Origin of the sequence: Paenibacillus vulneris (genome assembly GCF_039543185.1) — a bacterium.
Taxonomy (GTDB): domain Bacteria; phylum Bacillota; class Bacilli; order Paenibacillales; family NBRC-103111; genus Paenibacillus_S; species Paenibacillus_S vulneris.
The window spans coordinates 590,618-614,361 of the sequence record NZ_BAABJG010000003.1; the positions used below are offsets into that span (position 1 = coordinate 590,618).

Here is a 23,744-nt window from a genome sequence, read left to right on the forward strand (position 1 = left end):
GGGTGAAGACGTTGTCGGATTACAAGGGCCATCTCCCGTCGTCGGAGGAGCCTGTGGATGATGAGAGGCAGAGGATCGAGATCGAGCTGCTGCTTGAGGGCATATACCGCCTGTACGGCAATGATTTTCGGGATTATGCCTATGATTCCATTTGCCGGCGCATTACTCATTTCGTGAAGCAGCAAGGGCTGCCTTCGATTACGGCCCTATTGGAGCGGGTGCTGCACGATCCGAAGATGATCGAGCCCTTGCTGCGCAGCTTGACGATCAATGTGACCGAAATGTTTCGAACGCCCTCCTTGTTTCTTTATTTTCGCAATAAAGTCGTGCCTTTTCTCCATACGTATCCCTCTATTCGGATATGGCATGCCGGCTGCTCGACCGGAGAAGAAGTGCTGTCCATGGCCATCCTGCTGCGGGAGGAAGGACTGTATGAGAAGGCCCGCCTCTATGCGACCGATATCGATCAGGTAGCGCTGGAGCAGGCGCAGTCCGGCAAGGTGCTGCTCAGCAGCATGCAGCAGTACACGCACAATTATATCGCCTCCGGCGGCAAAGGCTCGTTCTCGGATTATTATACGGTTGATGCTCAAGATAAGGTGACGTTTAACAGCTCTCTCTTAAAGCACGTCCTGTTCGCCAAGCATAATCTCGTGACCGATCAATCCTTTAACGAGTTTCACGTGATTTTTTGCCGGAATGTGATGATCTATTTCAACCGGAACCTGCAGAAGCGGGTACACCGTCTATTCTACGAAAGTCTGTCCCGGTTCGGCATGCTAGTTCTTGGTGAACGCGAGACGATCAGGTTCAGCGGCTTTGAAGCCTGTTATGATACCGTAAGCTCCGAGGAAAAAGTTTATCAAAAGATCAAATAAGATTGCAGAAGCCTCCTTTTCTTCAAGCCTTCAAGCAGGGCGAAGCACGGGAGGTTTTTTGGCGTTTTCAGGAGCCTTTGTTTAGCCGGGATTCCGGCGGGTTAATGAGTGTTAGAACCCAGATAACGGATGGAGGCGATCCTGATGCTGTTAGAGTGCTTATACCATGCGGCCCAAAGCAACTGGGCTTATGCGTACGATAACGAAACGCTTCATCTTCGACTTAGAACGAAGCGGGATGATGTGGAAGAAGTGGTGGCGGAAACAGGAGATAAATATGATTGGGACCGTACCTATGCCGAGTATTCGCTCGTCAAAATGGCAGCGGACGGGATGTTCGATTATTGGGAGGTCTCCGTGGTGCCGCCCTACCGGCGGGTGAGCTACTGCTTTCGGCTGAGAGCGGGCTCCGAAACCGTATGGATGACGGAAAACGGCATTCAGCATGATAGGCCGGCGCCTACCGGCGATTATTATGACTTTCCATATATCCATCCGATTGATACGAATTCGGTCCCGGAATGGGCCAAATCGGCTGTGTTTTATCAAATCTTTCCCGACCGGTTTGCGAACGGGGATCCTTCCAATGACCCTGAGGGAGTCTCTCCATGGGGGGAGCAGCCGACAGGCGACAATCGGTTCGGGGGCGATCTGCAGGGGATTATCGACAAGCTGGATTACCTCACCGATCTCGGCATCAATGCGATCTATCTCACTCCAGTCTTTGAAGCGCCGTCGAACCATAAGTACGATACGACCAATTATAAAAAGGTCGACCCGTCGTTCGGCAGCAATGAGCTGCTCCGCAAGCTGGTGGATGCATGTCACGCCAGGGATATTCGAATCATTCTGGACGCCGTGTTCAATCATTGCGGCGAGCAATTCCCTCCATTTCAAGACGTATTGAAGTATGGAGAGCAGTCGGAGTATGCCGATTGGTTCCACGTCAACAGCTTTCCCCTTGAATGTAAGGACGGTATACCGTCCTACGATACATTCGGATTTTTCGGCAGCATGCCCAAGCTGAATACGGCCAATCCGAAGGTGAAGCATTATTTGCTGGATGTTGCGGAATATTGGACGAAAGAAGTAGGCGTCGACGGCTGGCGTCTCGATGTGGCTAACGAGGTAGACCATCACTTCTGGAGAGATTTCCGCAAGGTGGTGAAAGCTGCCAATCCGGAAGCTTACATAGTCGGGGAAGTATGGAGCGATTCTTTAAAATGGCTGATGGGTGATCAATTCGACTCCGTGATGAATTATCCGTTCTCTAATAAGCTGCTGGAATTTTTCTCGGCATCGTCTATAGACGGCTTAACCTTCGCGAACCGTATGGGCGGCTTGCTGATGCGGTACCCGCAGCAGACGAACGAGGTTGTCTTTAACATGCTGTGCAGCCATGATACGCCGAGGGCGCTGACCCGGGTTGGGGGCGATAAGCGGAGATTGAAGCTGTGCATTGTATTTTTGCTGACCTACATGGGGACGCCGTGTATCTTCTACGGAGACGAAATCGGTCTTACCGGCAAGGACGATCCGGACTGCCGCAAGTGTATGGAATGGGACCCGGACAAGCAGGACCGGGAGCTGTATGATTTCTACAAGCTTCTGATCGGCCTGCGCCGCAAGCGGGAGGCGCTTGTCAAAGGGAGCTTCCGGTTCCTGAAGGCGGATCGGGGTGACTCCAGGATTATTTATGAACGTCTGGGAGGAGGGGAGCATTTTACCGTCTGGATGAATAATACGGAGGAGACGACAGTGCTCTCGCATCCGATGGATACTGCGGACTGGTCCGATGCGCTGACGGGGGAAGAGGTGCGTCCCGAAGACGGGATGATGCATCTGGAATTGGAGCCGCTAGGCTACCGTATATTGCGCCGCAGGCTGGAGTAGCTGGTATGTTCAGCCCATCCTAATCATGATAAGATAAGGAAACAAACATGGGATGGCAGGGGAGACATGAATACGATGACCAACAGAACGATACGGCAGGCTGAACAGAGAGACGTGGATCAGCTGATGACTTTGATGAACCAGTACATCGATTTTTACGAAAGCCCTCGACCCGACGAGCAAGCGCTGCGCCAATTTATTAACCGCCTGCAGGAGAATCCTGCTTCGGGGGTCCAGTTCGTAGCCGAGCGGGAAGGAAGGCTGACCGGGTTTGCAACGCTGTATTTTACCTACAGCACGCTGCAGCTGAAGCCCGCGGCTATTATGAATGATCTGTTCGTTACAGCCGGCGAGCGGGGCTTAGGGACGGGCGAGGAGCTGTTCCAGACCTGTCTCCGGCACGTCCGATCAAACGGATTTGCCTGTATGACCTGGGAGACGGCTCAGGATAATCTGGCCGCGCAGTCCTTTTATAGCAAAATGGGCGGTCATCGTTCCAGCTGGCTTGTCTACGAAATAAGCTGATAATAAAGCGGCATAACCACGGCGTCGCCTGCTCTCTACACCAGGGAAGCTTGGATGCCGGGGCGGCTCTTTATGGATAGAATGGAAAGGAGAGCCCGGATGAGAACAAGGCTGCTGCAATATAGTTTTATCTGGATGATCGTGCTGCTCACGGCATGCAGTCAGACCTTTCCGGTGAAGACAGCCTCCGTTACAGCATTAAGCAAGGAGCTGCGGGAGCTGTCCCCGCAGGTATCATCAGTGCGCTGCTCGTTCACACGTCCTGAGCTTACTTGCAGAGTCAATGTGTCCACCGATCCGGATGAGCAGCTGCTGGACTCGATTCTCGAGAAGGTCAAGGCATTCTCCACGCTGGATCATATGGATGAGATTGCTCGCAAGGTTCACTGGAACGACCACATATGGGAAATCAGGCTGGTCATAGATCAAGACCGTCGTCCTGAACAATCGCAGCCATATGAATATTCCGCTTCCTACTACCGTTACAACATCAATCCTGCCGTGCAGGAGGTCGATGCCTACCAAACCTGGAGCCGCTCCAACTAATTAATGCAGCAAATCTCCCGCCAGCACGGCAAGCTCTATTTTGTTCAAGCTGAAGCAGTATTCGTGAGTCATTTCGAAGGCGAACGGAGGCTCTTCCGGGGTCAGATAGGCCAGAACGGCCTCCAATTCGGAAGGAGCGTACCAGTCCCCTTCCTCAGCCGGGGAGAAGGGACGGTCCCGCCAAGCATCGGTCAAACGCGGACTGTACAGGGGGGAAGCGCCGGGACGAAGGCGGCAGCCGTCCAGCCACTCCTTCAACTGACCTTTGGGCACAGGCGGCGATTGGCGAATCGGGGCGAACAAATGAGGCCAGTAATCGGCACGCGATCCGGTATGCTGAGTATCCAATGCAAAGGTTCGCGCACCTTTTTTTACGACCGGGATCCCGAACAGCACCGCATACAGCTTCTTTCCTACCTCGATCCTCTCCTTCAAGCTTCCGAAATTCTCCAGAATAAGGCCCGCCAAACGTACCTTGTCGGCTTCGTTATAAGGAATCACGACCTGATTCAGCTGAAGCAGCGACTGGGCCTGGAACCATATCGTATCCAGCACCGTTTTGCGGTATACAGGATGCTGTACGACACGCTGCTCAATATAGCTCTGCTCGTTGATGATAAGCCCCATCGTGAGAAGAGCGGAATTCCGCTCCTCCCAGAACTGCTCCCATACCGGCTGCATAAAGTCCGAGACATGAAGTAGGCGAAGATACTGAAACAGCGGCTTGCCTGCGTTGAGGCTGGCTTCGTAAAGCAGAAGCTGCGGATAAGCGTCATGAAAAATAAGCGCATTGGCACGCTCCAGGAACGCAAACAGGTGCTCCCGTTGGGATTCGTCCAGCAGGTGGGGGAGGAGCTCTCCCTTCAAATCGGTCATGCTCCAGCCTCCGTTGCGTGAGACCAGATGGGCCAGCAGGGCCCAGTGCAGCTCCGGATGCTTCCGGTACATATGCAGGTAGGCATGGGTGCGAGTTACATTATTGCGGTTATGCCAGGCGGTCGTTGAACGGATTCGGTCGATCAGCGCCGCATGGTGGTGCTGTTTAGGCGATGGAGTCAGAGGGGGTGCGGCGTTAAGCCGCGACCGAAGCCCATCCACCGCTTCCTTCGACAGGCTGATCCCGCCGATTTGATCGAGCTGGGCGGTTTCGTACAGGAAGGAGGAGGCCTTTCCTTTTGTCCACTGGACAATTTCCTGCGGCGCATCAGCCAGCTTGCTGAATAAATCCCAGCTGTTCCATCTGTATTTTCCACGCTTCATCATTGTTTCCGGCCTCCCTGCAAGCAGCCTTCTGCCTTTATTTCCAGCGTTAAAAAAGGAATTCGCTTCCTGCTGTCGAATTAGATATATGTGGGAAAACGAATCATTTTTCCACTTCGTGCGTATATACTTATGCTTAACTTAGCGCACTTATTTTTTATAAATGGAGGTACGGCATGAAAAACAAAAGATGGAACCGATGGCTGCCTATGCTGCTGGTCGTCATGCTGGTGGTTCTGGCAGGCTGTCAGTCCGTAAGCGGAGTCGATCTGAACAAGGTGATGCAAAATTCTGTAAGCGTCAAGTCTTCTCAAGGCACTCAGACGATGACCCTGGAGCTCATACCGAACGCATCAGCCAAATTGACGGATGAGCAGCAGCGGATGATGGATTTGTTCAGCAAGGTGAAGCTGAGCATTACCGATATGAAGCAGCAGGATACTACGCACGTATCGATTAAAGGGGCATTTGAATATAACAAAGGAAAAATTCCATTCCTGATGGTATTGTCAGATCAAGACTACTACCTGACGGTGGAAGGCGCGAACAAACCGATCGTTCTACATAACAGCGTAGCAGCCATGGAGCAAGCACAGGATGTGCTGTCCCAGGAAATGAAGGAGCAAATAAAGCAGCTGTACAAAAAATCGGCTGAATTGACTCCAGTCTTCGCGGGGTATATTAGCGGCAACCTGCCTAATCCGAAGAACATTACGATTATGGATGCCAAGGAATATGTCAATAATGAAGGCTTGAACCTCAAACGGATTCATGCTGAGATTAAAGGCGGCGAGCTCGTTGATCTGGTCAAAGGCTTCTTAACGAACCTGTTGAAGGACGAAAAGGGAATGAAGGACATTCTCGGTCAATTGTACGATCTGATGCTTCCGATTGCACAGCAGGCCATCAAAGAAAGCAAGGCTCAAGGCGGCAGCCCGATGGATGAGATGATCGCCCCTTACTTGAACAACAAAACCTTGGCGGTCGAATTTGCTTTCACCTTCCTGCAAACGAAGCTGAAAGAGGTTGTCGATAATTATGATCAATCCGTACAATCGGCGCTCAGCTCGGCAGGCGGAGAAGACCTGAAGGTACTATTGAGCGATAAGCAGTATGCCACTTACGATCTGTATGTAGACAGCGACCTTATGCCTCGCAAATCGGCGATGGAAATTCATATCACATTCCCTGAGAGCGCAGATCAACCGGTCAGCGGAATCAAAATTACATCGAGCACAGATGTCTGGAATATTAACAAGCCGGTTACGGCAGATACCATCAATACCAGCGGCGGTCTGCTGGAGATGAACTCGCTTAGCAAGCCGGGCAAGATCCTTGCGGCGCTGGATTCGAAATCTCAGCTGTACCAATTGCTTAAATACGATTTGCGCATTACCAAAAAAGAAATTAACCTGTTTATGGACGACAGCTATTATGATGAGTCCTCCAAGCCTTACATTAGCCATGATGTGACGATGGTGCCTGTACGTTTTGTTGTTGAACAGCTCGATTCGGATGTAGCATGGGATGCGGCTACGAAGCAGGTTACCATTACCGATCCGGTAAGCGGCGCCGTCATCAAGCTGAACGTCGGCAGCAAGCAGGCTTCCGTCAACGGAACGATCAAAGCGTTGGAGACAGAGGCTGAGCTTACTAACGGGACGACATTCGTACCGGTTCGCTTCATTGCAGAGAGCATGGGTGCCAAGGTGGAATGGAATCCTGACCTGAAAATGGTAACGATCACTCGCGATTAGTATTTCCCGTTCATAATGGAATCATCAATTCTTATTCTCGAAGAGAAGGCCGTTGAAAGACGACCTTCTCTTTTTTTCGTAACAAAATCTGTGCATTCCGGGGCTTCTCGCAAAGCACCTGCAGCAGTCTTCGAAGCCCATCCACTTTGTAAGGTTACTTCCTCGGGTAATTGATAGCTGACACTTCTACGTCAGCGGCAAGCACAAAAAAAGCCTGATTCCGCCGGATCAGGCTTTTTTATATTCATGCTGAATGCCCTTAGTTGTCTTCTTCCGAATCCGTTGATTCCAGAGGAATACCGGGAGGCCGCGGGCCGGGAAGGCGTCCCGCACGTGAGGCTGCTTCGCGGAGCAAAAATTCGATATGCCCGTTCACGCTGCGAAATTCATCCTCGGCCCATCGTTCAAGAATCTGATACAGCTTAGGGTCTAGTCTAAGGGCAAAGTTTTTCTTGGGTGCCATAGGGCTAAGGCTTAATAGAGACTTCCGGTGTTAATAACAGGATTAGCGGAACGATCGGATACGATGGCTACCAGCAAATTATTGATCATAGCGGCTTTCCGCTCCTCGTCGAGCTCAATGACGCCTTCCTTCTGCAGCTGGGCAATAGCTAGCTGTACCATACCCACCGCGCCTTCCACGATTTTAGAGCGTGCTGAGATGATCGCGGTTGCCTGCTGGCGCTGCAGCATGGCGCTTGCAATTTCCGTAGAGTAGGCCAGGTGAGTCAGACGGGCTTCGAGCACCTCAACCCCTGCAACGGACAACCGCTCCTGGAGCTCTTTGCTGAGCTCTTCCGCAATTTCCTCCGAATTACCGCGAAGCGAATATCCGGTGCTTTCAAATACATCGTAAGGATATTTGTTAGCGACATGACGCAAGGCGGTTTCGCTCTGGATTTCAACAAATTGCTCATAGCGATCCACATCGAACGTAGCTTTAGCCGAATCAACGACTCTGAATACGACAACCGCGGCGATCTCAATCGGATTTCCTTCAATATCATTCACTTTTAATTTCGCGCTGTTGAAGTTGCGAACGCGGAGCGATACTTTCTTGCGTAAGGACAAGGGTACGGTCAGCCAGATTCCGCTTTCGCGGATCGTTCCTACATAGCTGCCGAAAAAGGTAACGATATAGCCTTCATTCGGTTGAACGACCGTAAGTCCACTCGCAAGAAGAGCGCCAATAACGATAGCAACAACGCCGACAATTTCATTGACGTTAATCAGTAACAGCAAGCCTGCGGCGACAAAGATCAAGATCAATAGTACTCCGAGAAATCCGTTGAGAACCCACGCTTTTTTTTCTTTCATGGTCTGCACTCCTTCGTAAGCTAGAATTTGTTATCAATTAAATATCTTTTTGATATTTTTATGATATCACTTTTTCTAATAATTGTAAAGTACCGCAAATTACCATAAGAGCCGAGTGCATTGACACAAGGGTTGAGGCATGCTATAACGTGTTGTAAGACAACTCGAAGGTGGTGTATATCTATGGAAAAAGTCCATTCCGAGCAAGTTTTTCAACAAAAAATAGAGGGTGCAAAGCCGACTATTGCTGTTTTTAAAGCAACCTGGTGCAAAGACTGCCACTTTATTGAACCGTTTATGCCAGAAGTGGTAGAAGCCTATAAAGACCGGTTAGATTTTATCGAGCTGGACCGGGATGAGGTGCCGGATCTTTGCGAGAAGCTGAACATTCTCGGCATTCCAAGCTTCATTGCATTCCGCGAAGGGCAGGAGCTGGTCCGTTTCGTCAGCAAATTGCGTAAAACTAGAGACGAGATCGAACAATTCCTGGATCGTGCAATAGAGGTTTCAGAGGCTTTGAAAAAATAATCAGGCATCATCATCAGCCGCCCGTTGCTCAGAGGAATCTGGCAATAGGGCGGCTGTTTGTTTTAAAAGGTAATGTACCGTTGCATTCGAGGAAGAATAAATGGGGCAAAAGCGGCCCTGTATTATAGGGAGAGCATCGTTATCCCATTGCCATCAAAATGTCACTATTGCCCATCGCGCGGCCCGTCTGGGTTTACCGGGAATGCTATGAAAACCGGCTGTCTTGTTTCAAGGGTTTGTAACAATTCCGCATGGATTTGCTTTAGTTTTATGGCTATAATGAAACATGAGCGATTGACTTGACTCATCATGTCGAGACTTAAAAAAGTAGGTGAGTTCATCACATGAATAGGCAGAAATGGTTAAAATGGTCATCCTTTGCCAGTATGTATGGAATGCTCTTGATTCTGATTATGGGCGCTCTGGTAACCAAAACGGAATCGGGCCGCGGCTGCGGAGATGATTGGCCGTTATGCAACGGCAAATTCATTCCTGCTTATACCATCGAATCCATCATTGAATACAGTCACCGTTTCGTGACAGGCATTGTGGGTATGATTTTACTTGTTACTTTAATCCTGGTCCTTCGGTATAGCACAAGGAAAGATGCGAAATGGTTCGTCAGCTTGGCGATGGTCTTTACCGTTCTTCAGGCGATTTTAGGCGCTATGGCTGTAATGTGGCCCCAATCATCAGCAACTCTTGCACTGCACTTCGGTATCTCGCTGGTCGCCTTCGCATTAACTCTTTTGCTTGCTCTGGTCTACACCCGATTCGGGTCGATGCTGTCGGAAACCAAGCAATCTCTAAGTCCGGGAATCAAATGGGCCATATGGATTATCACGATTTATTGTTATGGGGTTGTTTATCTGGGAGCTTTCGTCAGACATACGAACTCTGCAGGCGGCTGCATAGGCTGGCCGTTATGCAACGGACAAGTTATCCCTGAGCTGTCCGGTGCTACGCTAATCGTGTTTATTCACCGTTTGGGCGCGGTTTTGCTACTGCTCCTTCTGCTTTGGTTCTACTTCACCGTGAAGAAACAAATGGGGGACAAGGGCAATGTGGTTCAAGCGGGGAAATGGGCTTTGATCTTCGTTTTGCTGCAAATATTGAGCGGAGGCTATGTAACTTTGTCTATGGGGTATGACTGGTATTTGCTTGCCAGTATGCTGCATACGATTCTTATTTCTTGTTTGTTCGGAATCTTATGTTATTTATGTGTTCTAACCCTGCAGGGCAGGAAAGGAATCCGCTAATGACGGGCTTACGGAGCTTTCTTATGAGCTGCGTAAGCCTTTATTATTGCATAGGAAATCAGGCGAGACAGGCACCTTGCGGTGGCCGCGAAAACATAGTGGAACTGGACTCGCTATACATAACGTTAGGATAAAAGGAGAAGGTGACGAATGGTTTACACGAACTTACGTGCATTTGTGGAAGCGCTGCGCCAGGACAAGCAGCTGGTCGAGATCAGCGCGCCGGTCGATCCGAATCTGGAGCTGGCCGAAATTCATCGGAGAGTTATTGATGAGGAAGGTCCTGCCCTATTGTTTACGAATGTTAAGGGGAGCTCCTTTCCCGTCGTAACGAATCTGTTCGGGACGAGCCGAAGAGTGGATATGGCGTTCGGTCCGAAGCCGGAGCAGTTTATGAAGCAAATCATTAACGCGACTGACACGTTGATGCCTCCGACGCCCAAAGCGTTATGGAATGAGCGCGGCCTGATCATGGATTTGATGAAGGTAGGGACCAAAACCGTCCCTTCTTCGGCCGCGCCGGTTATGCAGCAGCTTCGCAAGGATGCGCCGCTTGCCGGTCTGCCCGTTCTGACCTGCTGGCAGGAGGATGGCGGCCCGTTCTTCACGCTGCCGCTGGTTTATACCGAGCATCCCACTAACGGACATCATAACCTCGGCATGTACCGCATGCAGGTTTATGATGACCGGACGACAGGGATGCACTGGCAAATTCATAAAGGCGGGGGCTTCCATCACTACGAGGCTGAGCAGCGCGGAGTCGCGCTGCCCGTCACCGTGTTCCTAGGCGGCCCGCCTGCGCTTATTGCCTCTGCGATTGCGCCTGTGCCTGAGCATTTGCCCGAGCTGATGCTGACTTCGCTCATCATCGGACAAAAGCTCCCCATGGCGGAAAACCCGCATGGGGGCCACAGGCTCGTAGCCGAGGCCGAGTTCGCCTTCTGCGGCTCCGTACCGCCGCATGTCCGCAGGCCAGAAGGGCCGTTCGGCGACCACTTCGGCTATTACTCGTTAACACATGACTTCCCTGTGTTCAATATTGACCATGTATGGCACCGTAAGGATGCCATTTATCCGGCAACCATTGTCGGCAAGCCTAGACAAGAGGACTACTATCTGGGCGAGTTTCTCCAGCGTCTACTATCGCCGGCATTCCCGATGGTCATGCCTGGGGTCAAGGAGCTGTGGACCTACGCCGAGAGCGGCTTCCATTCTCTTGCTGCCGCGGTCGTGCGGGAAAGCTACAGCCGTGAGGCTTTGACCACCGGCTTTGCCATTCTGGGGCAGGGGCAGCTGACATTAACCAAGTTCCTCATGCTGACGGACCAGCCGATCTCGCTGGAGCATTTTACGCCGTTATTGGAAGCGGTGCTTGAGCGGTTCGATCCTTACCGCGATTTATTCATTTTTAACAACACCTCTCATGATACGCTTGATTATACCGGCGGACGTCTGAACCATGGAAGCAAAGCGATCATGCTGGGCGTCGGCGAGCCGATCCGCAGCCTTCCGGCAGTCTATGACGGCGGGGAGATTCCGGAGATCGACAAGCTGTCCGTATACTGCCGGGGCTGCCTCGTCGTATCGGGAGCGGAGTATTCCCGTGAGCCGGAGCTGGCGCAAAGGCTGGTAGAGAGATCCGGCGATCGGCTGAAGGAATGGCCTATGGTTATTCTCGTGGATGATGCCGATCAGGCCACCGCTAATCAAACCGCCTTCCTGTGGACGGTATTTACACGTTTTAATCCAGCCAGCGATATTTATGCACGAACCCATGTCAAAGGTCATCATCTGGCTTACGAGCTGCCTCTCGTTATCGATGCCCGGATGAAGCCGGGCTACCCTGATGAGCTGATTCCGCGTGAAGATATCGTGAAGCTTGTGGACAGCCGCTGGAAAGAGTACTTTAATAAGGTTTAAAGCAAGGAAGCTTAGGTATGCTGCGCTGAAGCCGCGGCATACCTTTTATGCGTTGGAACATTTGCGGGAGCCTCCCGCTAAGCAGTGCCTCGCTTAGTGGGGGGATTTTACTGGCAGCATTAGTAACCATCCGCTGGTTTGGGCATACTTACAATTATTTGCTTTCATGGCGGGCCAGGAATACGTCTCAGGCTGAAAGTATCGATGTCCTGCCAGCACAGCAAGGAGGCTATCCGCAATGCTAAGAATGCTGTTCAATGAACCCCGCCGCAAGGACGAGGGCGAGCTGCTTAAGGCTAATCAAGCGATTCACGGCTACATAGAGCTGATTCGCGACATTCCGGTACAGGAACGCAACCCACAGGAGCGGCGGTATTATGTATGGTGCGGCAGCTTTGTCCGATCGCTCGATGAGCTGGAGCAGAGCCAATACGCTGCCGCCAGGTACGGCGAGAGGGTGCGTTCGGCTTATCTTGATGAAATGGACGACAATGAGCTTGACGACTACCATCGGCATCTTTATTTTTATAAAAATGCGATCATTCGTCTTTTTGCCATCCTGGACAAATTAGGTCAATTCATGAATGAACGGTTCCGGCTCAGAACCGAGGAGATCAAGGCTCGCTTCTCTTATTTCACCGTGCTTCGCAATATGCATACGAACGGTCTGTATACGGAGCTGGAGGAACAGCTATTCCGGCTGAAAGAACAGTACGAAGAGCCCGTTGAACGGCTTCGAATCGAGCGGAATCTGGAGATCCATACGATCAATGCGGATTTGCTGGACGATCTGTTGAGAGTGTCCGAGACTAACGACGGCAGCGAGCAGAGGATCCGAACGGAGAATATCCGGGAGCATATGCAGGATCTTGCTTCCGGCTGCGAGATGACGTATCACGCCGTCCGTTTAATTTTTGCCTATATTACCAAGCTGACAGAGTCTTCCGGCCGATATCCTCATGACCGGTCTAAGGCTTGAAAGCCAGGCATGGTTCCTCTATACTTTGAATAGAATGTACAAAAGGGTCCGTCCAAACCTTTGAATATGAGCATTTTTGAGAAGCCAAGAAACATATGAGGAGGACGTTCATGGACGAACAGCGAAAAGTTGCATTCATAACCGGGAGCGCCAAAGGCCTGGGTAAGATGGCAGCCTTGCTGCTGGCAGAGTCGGGCTGCGATATGGTTATTAATTACGTTCAAAGCGATAAAGAAGCTGTAGAGCTGAGAGAACGCATACAGAGCATGGGGGTCCGGTGTCTTGCGCTTCAGGGCGATATCACACGCCAGGACCAAATGAAGAAGCTTGTTCATCACACAGTCGATGAGCTAGGCGGTATCGATATCTTGATCAATAATGCGGGCCCGTTTGTCCGGGAACGCCGTCTGTTCGCCGATTATGAGCCCGAGGAAATCGAATATTTGATGCAGGGCAATCTGCTAGGCGTCATGCAATTGGATCATCTGGTGCTTCCATATATGAGGCGAAGGCGTTGGGGGAGAATCATTCATTTCGGCTTTGGACATGCCGCTGAAGCCAGAGGCTGGCCTCATCGGGCAGTGTACGCCGCTGCCAAGGTCGGGCTCGTCTCCTTTACCAAAACCTTGGCCGTAGAAGAGGCTCCGCATGGAATCACGGTGAATATGATTTGTCCGGGCGATATTCGCGGTGCGAATAAAGAGAAGAGGATTCAGGAAGTAGAGCACGAGCAGGATGAGGAATCTCCGCGGGGGCGTCCTGGAGCAGGCGAGGATGTGGCGAGAGTTATCGGCTTTTTATGCGAGGAGCGCTCTGATTTTATTACAGGGAATATCATGGATGTGTCAGGCGGATTGGATCCTATTCGGGCGATGATCGGCTCTCAGAGAATGTCATAGACAGGAATCTTGCGAACCGGAGAAAAAAGGGAAAGACCCTACGCGTCGAACGATCCTGATACAGGATGGACGCATAGGGTCTTTTGCTGTTACAGCAAGAAGATGGAATTAGAACACTTGAACGACTTCTTGGACGCCTTCCACTTCTTCAAGAAGGGCGCGTTCAATACCGGCTTTCAGTGTAATGGTCGAGCTTGGGCAGCTGCCGCAAGCACCCATCAACTTCAATTTCACGATGCCGTCCTCGACATCAACAAGCTCAACGTCACCGCCGTCGCGCTGCAGGAACGGACGAAGCTTATCTAAAACCTCCAGTACTTCATCGTACATGGTGCTTTGTGCATTTTCACTCATTTGATTCACTCCTTTCTAAACATATTATATTACAATAGTATCAAAAATAAAATGGTTAACAAGGTGGCTGACACAGGAATGAGACCTATCATAGAATTTTGTACCAATAATATGCACCACGGTACCGAAGAGCTTATGAAGAAGCTTGAAGCGAATCCCGAATACGATGTCATTGAATATGGCTGCCTCGGCAATTGCGGAGAATGCTATTTGTTTCCCTATGCGCTCGTCAACGGGGAGATTGTAGCGGCGCCGGATGTGGACGAGCTCGAAGCGCTGATCATGAATAAAATAAAAGAGATCGAAGCCATGCTCGATCTCTTTGGTGATGAAGCTTAACCGAAATGCCGTTTGGACATCCAGAGCACACCGCTCTTGATAGCCCGCGGCACCATGCCCGTCACAGGACGTTTGCCCAATAACGCAAAGCCGGATTTTTTGCCGAGCGATCCCAAAACCCCTTTGAGCTTGATTTTACCAAGCCGAGGGGTTTCGTTTTTCCATACGGCCCGCATCACTTCCGCAACTTGACGGCCTTGTCCTTGAGCGGCTTGCGCGCTAGGACTAAACGGCAGGGACGCACAGTCGCCGATCACGTACACTTCAGGATAATCCGGGAGCTGATGGTATTGGTTAATAACCAGTCTGCCCTGGCTGTCCTTAGGAAGCTGAAGCTGGCGAACGATTGGGCTCGGCTGAATGCCTGCTGTCCAGATCGTTGCATCGGTATAGATGAGCTCCTGCTGGTTATGCAGAATGCCGCCCTCCAGACGGGTAAGGCAGATGTGGGATCTCATCTCGATATCATGCTCAAGCATCCATTCGCGGACGAAGGTTTGAAGCTTGCCCGGGAAGGCGGACAATACGCTAGCGCCTCTATCCAATACGCGGATATTCAGATCCGCCCGGCTCTCGCGCAGCTCGGCTGCGATCTCTACGCCGCTGAGTCCTCCGCCGACGATAGTCACCTGACCATAAGGTGCGATATCATTGACGGTTTGGAACGTTTTGCGGGTGGAGGATAACGTTTGAATGCTGTGTGAATACTGCTCTGCGCCTTCAAGGTTATGGTACTTGTCAACACAGCCTAGTCCGATGACAAGCCAGTCGTACGAAAGCGGTTCGTCATTTTCGAACAGAATCAGCTTTCTTTCCAGATCCACGCCGGTCACTTCACCGAACTTCAGTATAAGACGCGGATCTACAGGGAATTGAACACGAATATCGACGTCGGACACCGTTCCGGCTGCAAGAGCGTAATATTCGGTTTTCAGGCCTTGGTAAGGCATGCGGTCAACCATTACCAACACCGTATCCGTAGGCAAATCTTTTTCCAGCAGCTCGTTAGCTACGGTCATTCCGCCGTATCCGCCGCCTAATATAACCATTTTCTTCATTGAGTTAACCCTTTCTATGAGGAACATCCTTGCTGCTATTTCACCACATGAGGCGAAATCCAATTTTTACAATATAGACACATCATTACATGAACTTGATGAACAGCTGATTATTCGTATACTTTGATTTCGTTATAAAAGGTATCGCGTTCGACCGGAATACGTCCGGCCCCTTTAACAAGCCAAACCAGCTCGTCGCGTGTCAAACCTTCCGGAGACAATGCGCCTGCAGCATGGCTGATTCTTTCCTTTACAATCGTGCCGTGAACATCGGAAGCCCCGAATGAAAGTGCGATTTGCGCCAGCTGGGTGCCCAAATTGATAAAGTAAGCTTTAATATGAGGAATATTATCAACCATCAGCCGGCTGATGGCGATCGTCTTCAAATCGTCAAAAGCGGCTACGCGGCGCTTGATCCCTGCGTTGACATTGGCGGGCTGTACGGAATTCGGAATGAAGACCATAAATCCGTTCGTATCGTCCTGCAATTCACGCAGCAATATCATATGCTGAATCCGCTCTTCCAACGTTTCGATCGAGCCGTACAGCATCGTTGCATGGGTTTTCAGGCCGAGGGAATGAGCGTCCCGCTGTACCTGCAGCCATTGATCGGTAGTTGCTTTTCCTACACCCATTTTTTTACGGTAACGTTCGGACAAGATTTCTGCGCCGCCGCCGGTAAGAGTTGCCAGACCAGCATCCATCAGCGTTTGAAGAACCTCTTTATAGGTTAACCCACTGATGCGGGAAAAAAACTCAATTTCCGCTGCCGTATGAGCCTTGATAGTAACGTCCGGATAACGTTCCTTCAACGCGCGGATACAATTGACGTAATACTCAAAAGGAAGATGAGGGTTATGTCCTTGCGCAATATGGAATTCGCGCATTCCCGGATGAATGTGCTGGTCGATGTATTCGAACATTTCCTCAGGGGTCAGCGTGTAGGCTCCTTCTTCACCCTCATCGCGGCGGAAATGACAGAACGCACAGTGCGCCTCACAGACATTGGTGAAGTACAGGCTCATATTGTCTATGAAATAGACTTTTTTGCCGTTTTTTCTCAAGTTCACTTCGTTGGCTAATTGGCCAATCGTCAGCAAATCGTCGGATTGGTACAGAAACACGCCGTCCTCCAGGGAAAGGCGCTCCCCATGCTTTACCTTCTCGGCGATTTCCGCCATCCTTTGATCGGGATTGCTAATTATAATGCTCATAAAGCCACCTCCGTAATAATAGGGTATAAAATATAAAAGAATACGTGTCCAGCACGCATAGAACCGGTAATGCAGCTTAGCATGCCAGAAAACCGCTCGACCCTCGGATCAACATCTAGCGGCTACAATTAGGACTGCGTCTGAAGCTGTGAAACCTTGCACAAACTTTTCCATAATAAAGAATGCTGAGTCCAAAACCAGTAAACAATACTCCCTATTATAAACCTCAGATTGTGGACGAGCAATACATAGTTCGACAAAAGGCCTTCCAAGCGTCCGGATGAATTTATAAAGGGCGAAGGGACGGAAGTCCTTGAGGAGAATCCTTATAAGGAGTATACTGTAATAGAAGAAGCTTTATGAGAGAAATAAAGCCAAGGAAGCTGAGCTTTGCTTGGGTTAACCTAAATCAGCAAGGAGGAAATCATCATGATTAAAATTAGCGATACAGCATGCGATAAAATTAAAGAGCTATTGGAGAACGAGGGAACGCCGGATTTGTTTTTGCGTCTGGGTGTAAAAGCGGGCGGCTGCAGCGGTTTTTCTTACGGCATGGGATTTGACGATAAGGAGCAGGAAGGCGACAAGAGCTTTGAAATCAACGGACTGAAAGTCGTAGTAGACGCCGACAGCTCCAAGTATTTGTACGGTATCGAGATCGACTTTAAGGATTCCGGCATGGGCGGCGGCTTCACCATTGACAACCCTAACGCGGTAGCTTCCTGCGGCTGCGGCTCTTCCTTTAAAGTGAAGGACGAAGAGGGTGCTCCGGAGAAATGCGACGATAAGGTCGAGGCGTAATACGGAGTTTCAGCGTTTTGAGTCCCCGGTGACCTGAACGTTAGCCTAAGCGGTAGCATTTCGGTGAATGTACGTAGGGTTGCTAATCACGGGTAAAAATGGCGTGTAAACAACTCTTCGACGGTACAGTAACAACCCCAATATGCGGGTTTATGGGTTGCTAATCACGGCCTTTCCAACGGTTGATATCGCGTCTATCCGAAGGGGAGGTTTTTATTTTGGCTTTGCACAAGAAGAAACGTAAAATTACAGTAAGTAGCGTGGAGTATCCCGAATTGACGTTAGATAGCGCGTTAGATTTGGTTATCAGCGTTAAACGATCGGAAGGCTTAAGAGAGCGGACTTTAAGAGATTACGTAAAGGATTTCGGTTACTTTAAGAAGTGGCTAGAGGAGTACCATCCGGATATCCAGTTCGTTCATGAGTTGACAACAGCTATTTTCCGGGATCATATCGCCTGGATGAAATATGACGCGAAAAAGTATGCGGGTCATAAGTATAACGGGCATAAGGATCACGGCGTTGGCTTATCGGATACTACCGTTAACATTCGTTTGCGCGTACTTAAGGCGATATTTAATCAACTGGAACGGGACGGGCTTATCTCAGAAAATCCGATCGCTAGCGTGAAATTACTCCGCCAAGACGTTGATTTAACGAACTGTTTCTCGGACGAAGAGGTAAAGGCAATCCTTGCGCAGCCGAATCAACGTGATTTTGTAGGCTTTAGAGACTATATCGCCATTATTACGATGCTAGATTCTGGTCTACGGGTATCTGAGTTATTGAGTTTGCGTGCGGCCGATATCGATTTTCAGACGCGATTCATCACGTTACCAGGAGAGCGATCAAAGAACAGACAGCCGCGGCTTGTTCCTATTTCCGCACATACGGCTAAGCTTCTGCTACAATTGATCGGAGAGAATCGGCAGCACTTCACGACGGACCGACTCTTTATGTCCATTAACGGCGAACCCATCTCCGCTAATCATTTCAATAAGCGGCTGAAATACTACGCGGAAAAGGCCAGCATTAGCGCCAAGAAATTAACAGCACACGTCTACCGGCACACATGGGCAAAGAATATGATACTTAACGGGTGCGATCCGTTCACATTGCAGAAGATCGGCGGATGGTCTGATATCCGTACAATGCGTCGTTATATTCAAATGAATACGGAAGAAATGCGGAAGAGTCACGATAGTTATTCGCCAGTGAATACATTAGTCAAAAAGCGTATTTGATTACGTCCCAACAACCCGGTAAATCAATTGCATAACTCTCTATGCGCTCATTGGCGGATCAATTACGTTAATGGGCGCATTTTCTTCGTTGTACTTCGTTAATATTGCGCGAGCTTTCGATTAAGTCCGTTAAATTAACTCTAATAGCGCCCAACTCAATATCTATGTTATACTTTTTCTGAAAAGAGGGAGGTGGATTGTATGGCAATAAGCCCTTTTAGGTCAGTAAAAAAATCATTCAGATTGCAACACTCAACAGCATATTACACATTAACGAAGACTTAACGAACCGTCGACGCGAAGATAACGCGAATCGGCGGTTTTTTATTTCTTCAAAACTAACTTGAGATTTTAGGAGAGAATAGACATGAAAAGTAACAGTATGAATTTTGAAGAATTTTTTACTATTATCAAAGAAGACATAAAACCGGACTATATAGCTATGGAAAAGTCAAATTGGGGTTTATTTGCTAAGTGGATTAAGGAGACCCACACTAACTCAACCCCCAAGAGAGTGAACGATAAAATTATTAAGCAGTACGTACTATTTATGATTGACGAAGCTGTTAAAAATAATGGAGAGAAGCTATCTCGTGGGACTATTGGTAAGAGATTGGATACAATAAGAAACGTCTACAAATATGCCTTGGCTAAAAAATTAGTTGACTTTAATCCAGCTGAGAAAATTACACTAAAGGGTGTCATTGAAAATAGAGAATCCTTAGAAGAAAAGTATATCTTCGTGATAAAATTTGACAATGATGGGGAATTTAGAGTGAGTGCAAAAAGTAGTGATGAGGCGTATCGTTTTCTTCGTAGAAGATTGAAAGATAATTACTATCCAGATAATATAGCTATAAATAAACTCGCTAAGAAGAACTTCACGAAAGGATAGGGGTTTTGTAAATAAGCAAACATATAATAATATGTAAGCCCGGCAGAGATTGATGCTATAGATTGGTATATTTTCCCGTTTTAATTAACCCCGATGCCAGTTATAATAGGAACAAACGTTCTTATTTCGAAAGGGGTTATCGCTGTGAATGTGAATAAACTCACGCCAGGTTACAACGTTATGTGGGAATCCCCCCGAATGATGCTCCCTCAACACAAAGACTCGATCGTTGAACGCGATAAGGACGCACAAATGCGCCAGCGTCCAGAGTTAACGGAGGAGGCGCAAGAGGAACTTTTTGGATGTTTACTTGTGTCGCTTAAGAGATGTCTAACCGTCACCATTACGTTATTCGATGGGTATGAGGACCGCATTATAACAGGAATTGTCGGCGGCTTAGATCCGCGTTTGAAACTCGTCAAGATGGCGCTGACTGGAAGATCGTTGAATTTGCGAATGTTCTACGAGTAGATATCGATTATTAGATGGCGGAACGTTCCAAATCGATCTCAGGTAATCTAAACAGTGTAATGGCGTTGTGTAAAATTGACGATAAAAATAAGACGGTAGCTTATCGGGATTTACTCCGATCGGCCGCCGTCTTTTTCATAATTGTAGACACTGGAATCTGTGCGGAATGTTCCTGGCCACCTTCCGCGATCTCTTCCAGCAAATAATACCGCAATCCATTCCTACTCAATCTTCCGCAATCTATTCCGCCAGCTATACCACAGCGGACTTTTGTACGGAATATTCCGAACGACGTAGTAACGCGGATTATGCGGCGTGTTAACGATTCCGTCGCGCAGGAACTATCCTAACGGATATTAAACGAAAGGGGTGGCGCAGCTTATGTTATTGGAGGTCGCATCGAGCGTCATAAGATAACACACATACAGCTCGAGGTAAATGCATATAGTTTATCATCACAAGATAAACGACAGGAGGTTTGAGTGATGCGTGGTCGAGCATACTTTCAACTTATCAGAAACACTCCGGAGGAAATTGAGCGGTTGCTAATAACTACACGATGGGACTTGTGTAGATTACGTCGCAGAGCACTTGGTAACCTGACACAGGAAGAGTACGCAGAGAAATGTGGAGTATCAGCCGGCGTCATTAGGCGTCTAGAGTCGAGACTTCCATACAATCCAGCCTGGCCCTCAGAAAGATACTTACAAATACTAGGGGTAACGTTTGACTTTATAATCGATCACGTGATATGGCCAACAACTAACGAGAATAGTAAAAAGTTTATGTGAAAACAAAAAGGACCGCTTTCCGTAGAGGAGGCGGTCATTACTCTATAAACTCCATTATGTCTTCTATCTTTATCTTCTTTCCCTCGCCAGCCAGTTCATTTAGAGTCGTCATGACCTTATTGAACGTCTCCAACTCGATGCGTTTTGTCTCATTATTGCACATCTCATATACAAGGTTTGGTCTGATCTTCGCTTCACGGGCTAAAGCATTCTTTGTAATATTGTTTTCCTCAAGAACCTCAGCCAACTTAAATTTGATCGCCAATGAAATACTCACCCCTTACGCCTCCCATTATACAACAAAAAATTAATTAGTGGAAAATTATTCTTGACGTTTATCGACTGTAGATATATACTGACTGTAGATATAACGACAGTAGTTATAATTACATACGTTAAACATATAGAGGAGGTTTCAAATATGACAATTATCTTTTATCGCAATAACCACGGAGTCCACGAAGTCCAACTCGAAGGTACCTCGCAACGTATCGCCCTTCAACCTCGATTTTTTGCCCGCATAGTTGGCGTTAGCCCTCTCGCAACTGCCGGAATTTGCGAAGATATTACCGCTGAAGTAGCCGCAGAACTGGGTTTTACGCAATACCCCGATAATAACATCGAGGAGGTGTCCGCCTAATGTCCGCATATGGTGCTTCGTTTTACACACCTTCACCCTCTAACCGCAAACGTCGCAGCCTATCCGCTCGCTCTATCGCAAAGCTTATCGCATTCTTCCTAGCGATGCTCATTCGCGAGATCCTAGAGAAGTAGTATTTTATTAGTTAAAACGAAAGGGGCTCACGCCATGAAACGTATAAACCTCGTCATTGACACTGGAGATAATATGGTCGAAGTAATTCCGGCCTATCTCGTCTCAACTGCCGGCACTCATGCGCTCTTCCTCTACGAAGGTACCGTAAATTATGTAATGGTCGCGCCGACTCAAAAGAAGGACGTTTATGTCGAGCACTTCGCCAGTATTAAATTAGGAACGACGGACCGCGGCGAGATTGCGCTAATCGAACTCGACGAAAAGCTGCGCGCAATGTCGGCGTACGAACTTCTGAACTACCATGTTATCCACGAATGTGAGGAGATTCCGATTGTACGCGATTAATGAAGCGGCGACCTATGTTGAACAGAGCCGTAGTTTGCACGATAGCGTAAAAAACGCCTACGCTCAGTTGAGCGAACACCTATCCCAACTGGATCGGACAATTAACGAGGTCATGCACGAAATCGAGAAGCGTGAGATACACGATGTAGAGAGTGGTTATGCTGCGGCCAAAATGTTACGGGATTTGCTCCGTCAAAGACGCGTCGCGAAAGACCAACTACTTCTTATGCGGCCGGTTTTTCTCATGCTGGAACGCGCCGACATAACCGAAATGGACAAGCAGTTCCGACGAGTGCTCGCAAACTCAATCCGGATAAGAGAATCGCTAAATTATTAGAGGCCACCGCGATGAACCGGGATCGAAACGGCTGCGTCAACAGCCGCACAGGGGAGCGGATGAATCGGCCGCCCAGGATTTATCGGAATTAGTCCGTACTGTAGATACGGCGCCAACCGATCTACAGACCTCCATGCGGACAAGTTTTAATGATCGGGGACGCTGCAGAGTCCGTTAGGTACCGATCAAGCAGAAACGCCGCGCCAACGGTGGATCTGCGAGAGGAGCTCGGAGCGGTATAGGTGGCTGCTTCGGGCTCCTTCCTTCTATAAAAAGTAGTACGTATGTTCCCGTTGGAAGGTTTCAAAAATATTTTCCTCAAAAGTGCGCCATTTTAACGCGGCTGTCGACGTAACTATCGAAAGCGAAAATGAAAAATTTATTTCCGCGGAAGTGTGCGAAAGAAAACCACGTGGATATAATCCGGTATAAACGCAAAACGATAGGAGGTTCGCAGGCATGTCGCTAGTTAAAGCCGAAGACACTTCGTTATCATCGGACATCACCGTCATTACAGCCGAGATCAACTCGTATAAGCAAATCGCTGGCAACGCTATTTTCGAAATAGGGAGGCGATTGAAGAAAGTTCGCGATGAAAAGCTAGCAGAGAAGCATGGGGGATGGTCTGAGTGGCTGCGTGAGGTAGATATCGACGACTCTCAAGCTCGACGGTTCATTGCTGTTGTAAACGAATTTGGCGATGGATACCGTGGTACGTACCACGCATTGGGTCTCCGAGCGCTCTACGAAATCGCCACACTCCCGGCAGAGGAACGTGAACGCCCACATATAGTCCCGTCCACTGGCGCAACAAAGACGGTCGACGAAATGACCGTCCGTGAACTGCGGGAAGTTAAAGCCGCGCTGAAGAAAGCGGAGGAAACCGCGAAGCCGAGCGTAGGGCGCGGGAACGAGCCGAGAATGAAGCGGAGGTACTTCGCCAGACTATCAATAGCATCGAGGAACAACTGCCCAGGATCGAGTACGTGCGCGATGCCTCTGAAACTGAACGATTAAGAAGGTACGAAGATCGGTTTGGCGATATTGAGACGTAAGATGTGCGCGAAACACTTCGGCGGGTGCGTAATAACTTTTGCGCCAAAATAGTTTGGGCGTTGTCTATATTATTGAGAGTGTAAAAATTCCCCAAAAGTGTCCGAGGCTCCTAGTCCGTTCGTTTAATGGAGTATAAGCGCTAAGCGAGGAGGCAGTTAGATGTTTGTGCGGTGGAAAAGAAAGTCCCGTAGAGGGGAGCGTAAGTGGGTAAACGGTAAATTGACTTACGGACAAGCCTGGCTTCTGTACGCTCAACTTACGCAGAGTTATCGTGATGAATACGGTAACCCTCGCCATAGGATC

Annotated in this window: 27 protein-coding genes; 20 read left to right on the forward strand and 7 right to left on the reverse strand. The window is 49.1% G+C overall.

Translation table 11 applies throughout. The annotated features are described in order from the left end of the window. Positions 1-11: 11 nt before the first annotated feature. The 4 genes from ABEA66_RS04045 to ABEA66_RS04060 all read left to right on the forward strand — a co-directional run bounded on the left by ABEA66_RS04045 (position 12) and on the right by ABEA66_RS04060 (position 3,842). Complete coding sequence (locus ABEA66_RS04045) at positions 12-878, forward strand: CheR family methyltransferase (protein WP_345586256.1); 867 nt, start codon at positions 12-14, stop codon at positions 876-878. A gap of 144 nt (positions 879-1,022) precedes the next feature. Then, positions 1,023-2,771: an alpha-glycosidase gene (locus ABEA66_RS04050; RefSeq protein ID WP_345586258.1), complete on the forward strand. Its 1,749-nt coding sequence runs from the start codon at positions 1,023-1,025 to the stop codon at positions 2,769-2,771. Positions 2,772-2,846: 75 nt separating this feature from the next. After that, positions 2,847-3,296 carry a GNAT family N-acetyltransferase gene (locus ABEA66_RS04055; RefSeq protein WP_079909671.1) on the forward strand — a complete coding sequence of 150 codons (450 nt, stop codon included), beginning with the start codon at positions 2,847-2,849 and terminating at the stop codon, positions 3,294-3,296. A 99-nt stretch (positions 3,297-3,395) separates the two neighbouring features. Continuing rightward, positions 3,396-3,842, forward strand: a complete 447-nt coding sequence (locus tag ABEA66_RS04060; RefSeq protein WP_079909672.1) for a hypothetical protein — start codon at positions 3,396-3,398, stop codon at positions 3,840-3,842. Here ABEA66_RS04060 and ABEA66_RS04065 read toward each other — a convergent pair whose 3' ends face one another. Beyond that, a complete protein-coding gene (locus tag ABEA66_RS04065) occupies positions 3,843-5,105 on the reverse strand; it encodes a DUF2515 domain-containing protein (RefSeq protein ID WP_256865282.1) in 1,263 nt (420 codons plus the stop codon). Positions 5,106-5,278: 173 nt separating this feature from the next. Here ABEA66_RS04065 and ABEA66_RS04070 point away from each other — a divergent pair, with 173 nt between their 5' ends. Next, a complete protein-coding gene (locus ABEA66_RS04070) occupies positions 5,279-6,859 on the forward strand; it encodes a copper amine oxidase N-terminal domain-containing protein (RefSeq protein ID WP_256865283.1) in 1,581 nt (526 codons plus the stop codon). Between the two features lie 259 nt (positions 6,860-7,118). Here the strand turns inward: ABEA66_RS04070 and ABEA66_RS04075 are convergent, their stop codons facing one another. Together ABEA66_RS04075 and ABEA66_RS04080 are read right to left on the reverse strand one after the other, a co-directional pair. Next, positions 7,119-7,322 carry a type II toxin-antitoxin system antitoxin gene (locus tag ABEA66_RS04075; protein ID WP_079909673.1) on the reverse strand — a complete coding sequence of 68 codons (204 nt, stop codon included), beginning with the start codon at positions 7,320-7,322 and terminating at the stop codon, positions 7,119-7,121. 11 nt (positions 7,323-7,333) lie between these two features. Next, a complete protein-coding gene (locus ABEA66_RS04080) occupies positions 7,334-8,176 on the reverse strand; it encodes an SPFH domain-containing protein (protein ID WP_079909674.1) in 843 nt (280 codons plus the stop codon). Between the two features lie 183 nt (positions 8,177-8,359). Here ABEA66_RS04080 and ABEA66_RS04085 point away from each other — a divergent pair, with 183 nt between their 5' ends. From ABEA66_RS04085 to ABEA66_RS04105, 5 genes are all read left to right on the forward strand, one after another. Continuing rightward, complete coding sequence (locus ABEA66_RS04085) at positions 8,360-8,704, forward strand: thioredoxin family protein (protein WP_079909675.1); 345 nt, start codon at positions 8,360-8,362, stop codon at positions 8,702-8,704. Positions 8,705-9,048: 344 nt separating this feature from the next. Continuing rightward, positions 9,049-9,963 (forward strand): COX15/CtaA family protein, encoded by a 915-nt coding sequence (locus ABEA66_RS04090; protein ID WP_079909676.1) that lies wholly within the window; start codon positions 9,049-9,051, stop codon positions 9,961-9,963. Between the two features lie 150 nt (positions 9,964-10,113). Continuing rightward, a complete protein-coding gene (locus ABEA66_RS04095) occupies positions 10,114-11,883 on the forward strand; it encodes a UbiD family decarboxylase (RefSeq protein WP_345586271.1) in 1,770 nt (589 codons plus the stop codon). Between the two features lie 238 nt (positions 11,884-12,121). Continuing rightward, complete coding sequence (locus ABEA66_RS04100; RefSeq protein ID WP_345586273.1) at positions 12,122-12,862, forward strand: Cthe_2314 family HEPN domain-containing protein; 741 nt, start codon at positions 12,122-12,124, stop codon at positions 12,860-12,862. A 110-nt stretch (positions 12,863-12,972) separates the two neighbouring features. Continuing rightward, a complete protein-coding gene (locus ABEA66_RS04105) occupies positions 12,973-13,761 on the forward strand; it encodes an SDR family oxidoreductase (RefSeq protein ID WP_079909679.1) in 789 nt (262 codons plus the stop codon). 108 nt (positions 13,762-13,869) lie between these two features. On the opposite strand, the gene ABEA66_RS04110 is transcribed toward ABEA66_RS04105, so the two are convergent. Beyond that, positions 13,870-14,115 carry a NifU family protein gene (locus ABEA66_RS04110; protein WP_028547362.1) on the reverse strand — a complete coding sequence of 82 codons (246 nt, stop codon included), beginning with the start codon at positions 14,113-14,115 and terminating at the stop codon, positions 13,870-13,872. A gap of 78 nt (positions 14,116-14,193) precedes the next feature. Here ABEA66_RS04110 and ABEA66_RS04115 point away from each other — a divergent pair, with 78 nt between their 5' ends. Beyond that, entirely contained in the window at positions 14,194-14,454 is a 261-nt protein-coding gene (locus ABEA66_RS04115) for a YuzB family protein (protein WP_079909680.1), read from the forward strand. Here the strand turns inward: ABEA66_RS04115 and ABEA66_RS04120 are convergent. Beyond that, the gene (locus ABEA66_RS04120) at positions 14,451-15,512 is read right to left on the reverse strand and encodes an NAD(P)/FAD-dependent oxidoreductase (RefSeq protein WP_079909681.1); all 1,062 of its coding nucleotides are present in this window, start codon (positions 15,510-15,512) and stop codon (positions 14,451-14,453) included. The genes ABEA66_RS04115 and ABEA66_RS04120 overlap by 4 nt on opposite strands. A gap of 110 nt (positions 15,513-15,622) precedes the next feature. Beyond that, the gene (mqnE, locus tag ABEA66_RS04125) at positions 15,623-16,726 is read right to left on the reverse strand and encodes an aminofutalosine synthase MqnE (protein ID WP_079909682.1); all 1,104 of its coding nucleotides are present in this window, start codon (positions 16,724-16,726) and stop codon (positions 15,623-15,625) included. A gap of 429 nt (positions 16,727-17,155) precedes the next feature. Between mqnE and ABEA66_RS04130 the strand changes: the two genes are divergently transcribed. From ABEA66_RS04130 to ABEA66_RS36300, 5 genes are all read left to right on the forward strand, one after another. Beyond that, positions 17,156-17,527: a HesB/IscA family protein gene (locus ABEA66_RS04130; protein ID WP_079909683.1), complete on the forward strand. Its 372-nt coding sequence runs from the start codon at positions 17,156-17,158 to the stop codon at positions 17,525-17,527. A gap of 218 nt (positions 17,528-17,745) precedes the next feature. Continuing rightward, a complete protein-coding gene (locus ABEA66_RS04135; protein ID WP_345586282.1) occupies positions 17,746-18,771 on the forward strand; it encodes a tyrosine-type recombinase/integrase in 1,026 nt (341 codons plus the stop codon). A gap of 367 nt (positions 18,772-19,138) precedes the next feature. Then, entirely contained in the window at positions 19,139-19,666 is a 528-nt protein-coding gene (locus ABEA66_RS04140) for a phage integrase SAM-like domain-containing protein (protein WP_345586284.1), read from the forward strand. Between the two features lie 201 nt (positions 19,667-19,867). Next, the gene (locus ABEA66_RS04145; protein WP_345586350.1) at positions 19,868-20,137 is read left to right on the forward strand and encodes a YolD-like family protein; all 270 of its coding nucleotides are present in this window, start codon (positions 19,868-19,870) and stop codon (positions 20,135-20,137) included. Positions 20,138-20,622: 485 nt separating this feature from the next. Then, positions 20,623-20,928, forward strand: coding sequence for a helix-turn-helix domain-containing protein (locus tag ABEA66_RS36300; RefSeq protein WP_377740210.1), 306 nt, complete (start codon positions 20,623-20,625; stop codon positions 20,926-20,928). A gap of 37 nt (positions 20,929-20,965) precedes the next feature. Here ABEA66_RS36300 and ABEA66_RS04150 read toward each other — a convergent pair whose 3' ends face one another. Beyond that, positions 20,966-21,205 (reverse strand): helix-turn-helix domain-containing protein, encoded by a 240-nt coding sequence (locus tag ABEA66_RS04150; RefSeq protein WP_345586286.1) that lies wholly within the window; start codon positions 21,203-21,205, stop codon positions 20,966-20,968. Between the two features lie 144 nt (positions 21,206-21,349). On the opposite strand from ABEA66_RS04150, the gene ABEA66_RS04155 reads away from it, so the two are divergent. The 4 genes from ABEA66_RS04155 to ABEA66_RS04170 all read left to right on the forward strand — a co-directional run bounded on the left by ABEA66_RS04155 (position 21,350) and on the right by ABEA66_RS04170 (position 23,402). After that, positions 21,350-21,568, forward strand: a complete 219-nt coding sequence (locus tag ABEA66_RS04155; RefSeq protein WP_345586288.1) for a hypothetical protein — start codon at positions 21,350-21,352, stop codon at positions 21,566-21,568. Between the two features lie 168 nt (positions 21,569-21,736). Further along, positions 21,737-22,048 carry a hypothetical protein gene (locus ABEA66_RS04160; protein WP_345586290.1) on the forward strand — a complete coding sequence of 104 codons (312 nt, stop codon included), beginning with the start codon at positions 21,737-21,739 and terminating at the stop codon, positions 22,046-22,048. Continuing rightward, entirely contained in the window at positions 22,035-22,385 is a 351-nt protein-coding gene (locus ABEA66_RS04165) for a hypothetical protein (protein ID WP_345586292.1), read from the forward strand. Before ABEA66_RS04160 ends, ABEA66_RS04165 begins: the two co-directional genes overlap by 14 nt. Before the next feature lie 459 nt (positions 22,386-22,844). Beyond that, on the forward strand, positions 22,845-23,402 hold the full coding sequence (locus ABEA66_RS04170) for a DUF3102 domain-containing protein (protein ID WP_345586293.1): 558 nt from the start codon (positions 22,845-22,847) through the stop codon (positions 23,400-23,402). The last annotated feature ends 342 nt before the right edge of the window (positions 23,403-23,744 follow it).

Excerpts from the sequence above, each read along its gene's own strand:
- ABEA66_RS04050 (WP_345586258.1), top strand. The coding sequence starts at position 1,023 with ATGCTGTTAGAGTGCTTATACCATGCGGCCCAAAGCAACTGGGCTTAT.
- ABEA66_RS04055 (WP_079909671.1), top strand. The coding sequence starts at position 2,847 with ATGACCAACAGAACGATACGGCAGGCTGAACAGAGAGACGTGGATCAG.
- ABEA66_RS04060 (WP_079909672.1), top strand. The coding sequence starts at position 3,396 with ATGAGAACAAGGCTGCTGCAATATAGTTTTATCTGGATGATCGTGCTG.
- ABEA66_RS04065 (WP_256865282.1), bottom strand. The coding sequence starts at position 5,105 with ATGATGAAGCGTGGAAAATACAGATGGAACAGCTGGGATTTATTCAGC.
- ABEA66_RS04070 (WP_256865283.1), top strand. The coding sequence starts at position 5,279 with ATGAAAAACAAAAGATGGAACCGATGGCTGCCTATGCTGCTGGTCGTC.
- ABEA66_RS04075 (WP_079909673.1), bottom strand. The coding sequence starts at position 7,322 with ATGGCACCCAAGAAAAACTTTGCCCTTAGACTAGACCCTAAGCTGTAT.
- ABEA66_RS04080 (WP_079909674.1), bottom strand. The coding sequence starts at position 8,176 with ATGAAAGAAAAAAAAGCGTGGGTTCTCAACGGATTTCTCGGAGTACTA.
- ABEA66_RS04085 (WP_079909675.1), top strand. The coding sequence starts at position 8,360 with ATGGAAAAAGTCCATTCCGAGCAAGTTTTTCAACAAAAAATAGAGGGT.
- ABEA66_RS04090 (WP_079909676.1), top strand. The coding sequence starts at position 9,049 with ATGAATAGGCAGAAATGGTTAAAATGGTCATCCTTTGCCAGTATGTAT.
- ABEA66_RS04095 (WP_345586271.1), top strand. The coding sequence starts at position 10,114 with ATGGTTTACACGAACTTACGTGCATTTGTGGAAGCGCTGCGCCAGGAC.
- ABEA66_RS04100 (WP_345586273.1), top strand. The coding sequence starts at position 12,122 with ATGCTAAGAATGCTGTTCAATGAACCCCGCCGCAAGGACGAGGGCGAG.
- ABEA66_RS04105 (WP_079909679.1), top strand. The coding sequence starts at position 12,973 with ATGGACGAACAGCGAAAAGTTGCATTCATAACCGGGAGCGCCAAAGGC.
- ABEA66_RS04110 (WP_028547362.1), bottom strand. The coding sequence starts at position 14,115 with ATGAGTGAAAATGCACAAAGCACCATGTACGATGAAGTACTGGAGGTT.
- ABEA66_RS04115 (WP_079909680.1), top strand. The coding sequence starts at position 14,194 with ATGAGACCTATCATAGAATTTTGTACCAATAATATGCACCACGGTACC.
- ABEA66_RS04120 (WP_079909681.1), bottom strand. The coding sequence starts at position 15,512 with ATGAAGAAAATGGTTATATTAGGCGGCGGATACGGCGGAATGACCGTA.
- mqnE (WP_079909682.1), bottom strand. The coding sequence starts at position 16,726 with ATGAGCATTATAATTAGCAATCCCGATCAAAGGATGGCGGAAATCGCC.
- ABEA66_RS04130 (WP_079909683.1), top strand. The coding sequence starts at position 17,156 with ATGATTAAAATTAGCGATACAGCATGCGATAAAATTAAAGAGCTATTG.
- ABEA66_RS04140 (WP_345586284.1), top strand. The coding sequence starts at position 19,139 with ATGAAAAGTAACAGTATGAATTTTGAAGAATTTTTTACTATTATCAAA.
- ABEA66_RS04145 (WP_345586350.1), top strand. The coding sequence starts at position 19,868 with ATGCTCCCTCAACACAAAGACTCGATCGTTGAACGCGATAAGGACGCA.
- ABEA66_RS36300 (WP_377740210.1), top strand. The coding sequence starts at position 20,623 with ATGCGTGGTCGAGCATACTTTCAACTTATCAGAAACACTCCGGAGGAA.
- ABEA66_RS04155 (WP_345586288.1), top strand. The coding sequence starts at position 21,350 with ATGACAATTATCTTTTATCGCAATAACCACGGAGTCCACGAAGTCCAA.
- ABEA66_RS04160 (WP_345586290.1), top strand. The coding sequence starts at position 21,737 with ATGAAACGTATAAACCTCGTCATTGACACTGGAGATAATATGGTCGAA.
- ABEA66_RS04170 (WP_345586293.1), top strand. The coding sequence starts at position 22,845 with ATGTCGCTAGTTAAAGCCGAAGACACTTCGTTATCATCGGACATCACC.